Source organism: Aliidongia sp. (assembly GCF_035943795.1).
GTDB lineage: Bacteria > Pseudomonadota > Alphaproteobacteria > ATCC43930 > CGMCC-115725 > Aliidongia.
In genome coordinates this window covers 1-3,157 of the sequence record NZ_DASZBY010000142.1, presented here as the reverse complement: position 1 = coordinate 3,157, position 3,157 = coordinate 1, and the positions used below count along the sequence as shown (strand labels likewise).

The window sequence follows — 3,157 nt, the reverse complement described above, 5'->3', positions numbered from 1 at the left end:
CAAGCCGGCGCTAAGCTCCTGTTCCTGCCGCCCTACAGCCCCGACCTCAACCCGATCGAGCAGGTCTTTGCCAAGCTCAAGACCTTGCTGCGCAAGGCCGGCGAGCGGACCATCCAAGCTACTTGGCAGCGCATCGGCAAGATGCTCGACTGTTTCTCGCCATCCGAGTGCGCTGCCTATCTCGCCAACTCAGGTTACGCTTCAATTTAAAACGAACACGCTCTAGGGTCGGGCATTTCAATATGCGTGGGCGGATAAGCGTCGAGGCTGATGGTGCTGTGGCGCGCCTCACGGCGCGTAGGCGACAGCCGCGGAACGGCCGAATACTTCAGGGGTAGATTGGCGGATGGGGTGTCCGTCCTATCGATCGTCTTTTCCGTTTTATTACAGATAGATAGGACGGACGATCAGAATTCTACCCATCATACTACCCACCAAGGAAATTCGGATGGCCTCGAACGCGGGCGAATAGGGGCGGATACCAGTATCATATTCCGTCTCACTGGGCGCCCCCTTTTGCCCGCCGAGACCTCGGCTTCCGCACCAGGTCGATGTCCCTCTCGGCGAAACTCCGCTTCATCGTCTCCACGTAGGTCGGCACGTCGTCGACAAACGGACCGGGTCCCGGGCCCATGCACTGCATTGCCTTGGCAGCAGCGGCGATGGTCGGATCGACCAGTTGCAGCAGCACTTGCTGGATCGACGCGATGGCTTGCTCTCGCATCCGGTCCCAATGGTGTTCCATCGCCAGATCGTCGGAACCGATCCCGACGAACCGGGACAGCGCCTGCAGCTGGATCAGCGCGCCGACGGGGCTCTCTGCCGGAACGCTGCATATCGCCTCGATCAGCGGATCGATGCGATGCGAGCACCTCTCGGCCTGCTGATCGAGCCAGCTTTGCGCGGCGCCGGCCCACTCTCCTTGTTCGTCATCGAAATCCAGGTTGGCGTTGACCGCCCTGGCGTAATGGGCGGCGAGGCCGAGCAGCAGCGCGTCGCCGGTAGCGTGGGCGCCAGGGCTCGCCAGGGATGCCGTATCGCTCATGATCAGGCCTCCCGGGGTGCAAAGGCGAGACAAGCCGGCAGATCCGCCAGGCGCGCCGCGTCGCGGACCAGCTCGGCCGCGAAGAAGTCCTCGTCGCCCTCGTTGGCATACGAGTAGCCGCACATGCAGTCGAGCAGATGGAGCTTCGCCGCCAAGCCGGCGACCGACGCGGCCGGCGTCCGGCTAATCTGCTCCCGCAGCGCGTTGCGATCGGCGACCAGCCGCCCATGCTGCGCCGATGCCTCGTCGTGCCCGTTTCGGGTGCGCTCCGCGGCGATCTCGATATCATAGGCCTCGATCGCCGCCAGGATGCCGGCGATCTCTTGCGCCTCTTCCTGCAGCGATGTTGTGGCGGCTGGCGTCAGCCCGTTCGAGTGGGCGACGAGGTCGGCCAGCTCGTTTCGGCGATTCACCAGGTCGAAGCGATCTCGTCGAACTCGAGGCAGTCCGTCGAAGGTGGCGGGCGGGATGAGGTACTGGCGGATCGGATCCGGCATCGGGACGGCCGCAGCGGCGTCGGTGCGCAGGCCGTGGATGACGTCGCAGATGGCATCGATCTGGTCGGATGTTTCCTGCCACGAGCGGCAAAGCTTCATCAGCATGGCATCACTCGATGCTGGGGAAGGGGGCGCGGTCAGAGCGACCGTCAGCACAGCCGCGCTGGTGCCCGCCAAGGCAATAAACGATCGCCGGCTCGGCACCGACGGACAGCCCGTGCTAAGATCGTGAGTAGCCATTTCCGTGATCTCCTGTGATCCGGTTAGGGTTAGGCCGGGTCGAGTGTTCCACCACTCGGTCCGGCCGAAGTGATCACAGTATGATCATATCATCCCTGTTGCGTCAAATGATAATTGATCGTATTGTGATCCTATGATTACAGCGATCCAATGTAGAATGGCCCGCGCGGCCATCGAATGGGGCGTTCGCGATCTGGCCGCAGCGGCTAAGATCGGTAGCGCTACCATCACCCGCTTCGAAAACCGCCAGCGGGAACCCAACAACGCGACGCTCGCGGCGATCCAGCGAGCGCTTGAGGCCGCCGGGGTAGAATTTATTCCGGAGAATGGCGGCGGTGCTGGTGTGCGGTTGAGGAAGCCGGCATGAACCATCTGGACGACTACATCGCCATGATCCACAAAACGCCGGATAGCGACTTTGGCGTGTCATTCCCCGACTTCCCGGGCTGCATCACCGCGGGCGCGTCCCTGGATGAGGCCCGGCGCATGGCTGAGGAAGCTTTGCGGGGCCACATCCGTTCCATGGTCGAGGATGGTGACACGATCCCGGCGCCCAGCACGTTCGACCAGGTGATGGCCGGCGCGGAAAATCGTCAGGGCGTCGTGATGCTCGTTGCGGGTCCCGGCGGATGTAACGCGCGATAGAGATTGATCTCCATCTGAACCATCACGAGGAACACTTCGAGGTTTCGCTCGGCATGCCGCTGATCGAGCGCGTTCATCAACTCTTGCGCCACCGCTGCTAATTCCTTGGGAACCGGCACGGGCTCGTGATCGATCGGCTCCCAGGGATAGCGGCGCCCCAGATCGGTGATGACCCACTCGATCACCTCGGGCGGGTGCAGGCCGTCGAGGCCGGTCCGGATATCGGCCTCTACACGCTGGCGCAGGCGCTCGCCTGGCGTGGGGAAATGATGGACTGAAGGGATCATCGTCCGACTCCCTGCGGCCCGAGCTTGCCGTTCCGGTGCCAGTTTCGGACGTTCTTGATGAACACGTCCTGATGGTTTTGCAGCATCCGGTCGACGCCTGTCGCGTCCACCGCGGCGACCGTGGGTGCGAAATGGAAGTGGATGTCTCGATCGGCGCCGCCAAGCCCGGTCGATCCGCCACCGGACGATCCCGCCCGCATGCTGGCCGCGATGCTTTCTGAGGCGGATCCTGCAGGCGATGCGAGGGAACGCATCTGGGTCGGCACCTGCGGCCCGGGCTGGCTCATCGCTGCCACGAGCGCTTTCGCTTGCGACGTAGGGTCCGCGGTCATGTTGCGCAGCTTCGAGGCGTACACCGCTGGAATAACCATCTCCTTGGCGTGCAGAAGGGCCGGCATGTTGTCGTACGGGACTTCTCCCATGCCGCCTTCGGCCGAGATCAT

General features: G+C 63.3%; 7 protein-coding genes. 3 read left to right on the top strand and 4 right to left on the bottom strand.

Annotated elements, in window-relative coordinates:
* A partial coding sequence (locus VGV37_RS27500) for a transposase (protein WP_326883010.1) occupies positions 1-210 on the top strand: 210 nt, incomplete at its 5' end.
* A 289-nt stretch (positions 211-499) separates the two neighbouring features.
* On the opposite strand, the gene VGV37_RS27495 is transcribed toward VGV37_RS27500, so the two are convergent.
* Entirely contained in the window at positions 500-1,045 is a 546-nt protein-coding gene (locus VGV37_RS27495) for a hypothetical protein (protein ID WP_326883009.1), read from the bottom strand.
* Between the two features lie 2 nt (positions 1,046-1,047).
* Positions 1,048-1,647: a hypothetical protein gene (locus VGV37_RS27490; protein WP_326883008.1), complete on the bottom strand. Its 600-nt coding sequence runs from the start codon at positions 1,645-1,647 to the stop codon at positions 1,048-1,050.
* Positions 1,648-1,939: 292 nt separating this feature from the next.
* Between VGV37_RS27490 and VGV37_RS27485 the strand changes: the two genes are divergently transcribed.
* Positions 1,940-2,149 carry a helix-turn-helix transcriptional regulator gene (locus VGV37_RS27485; RefSeq protein ID WP_326883007.1) on the top strand — a complete coding sequence of 70 codons (210 nt, stop codon included), beginning with the start codon at positions 1,940-1,942 and terminating at the stop codon, positions 2,147-2,149.
* Positions 2,146-2,427, top strand: coding sequence for a type II toxin-antitoxin system HicB family antitoxin (locus VGV37_RS27480; protein WP_326883006.1), 282 nt, complete (start codon positions 2,146-2,148; stop codon positions 2,425-2,427). The genes VGV37_RS27485 and VGV37_RS27480 overlap by 4 nt, the downstream gene beginning before the upstream one ends.
* On the opposite strand, the gene VGV37_RS27475 is transcribed toward VGV37_RS27480, so the two are convergent.
* A complete protein-coding gene (locus VGV37_RS27475; RefSeq protein ID WP_326883005.1) occupies positions 2,376-2,714 on the bottom strand; it encodes a hypothetical protein in 339 nt (112 codons plus the stop codon). The two genes, VGV37_RS27480 and VGV37_RS27475, sit on opposite strands and share 52 nt — an antisense overlap.
* On the bottom strand, positions 2,711-3,157 hold a 447-nt coding region (locus VGV37_RS27470; RefSeq protein WP_326883004.1), incomplete at its 5' end, for a hypothetical protein. The genes VGV37_RS27470 and VGV37_RS27475, both read right to left, overlap by 4 nt.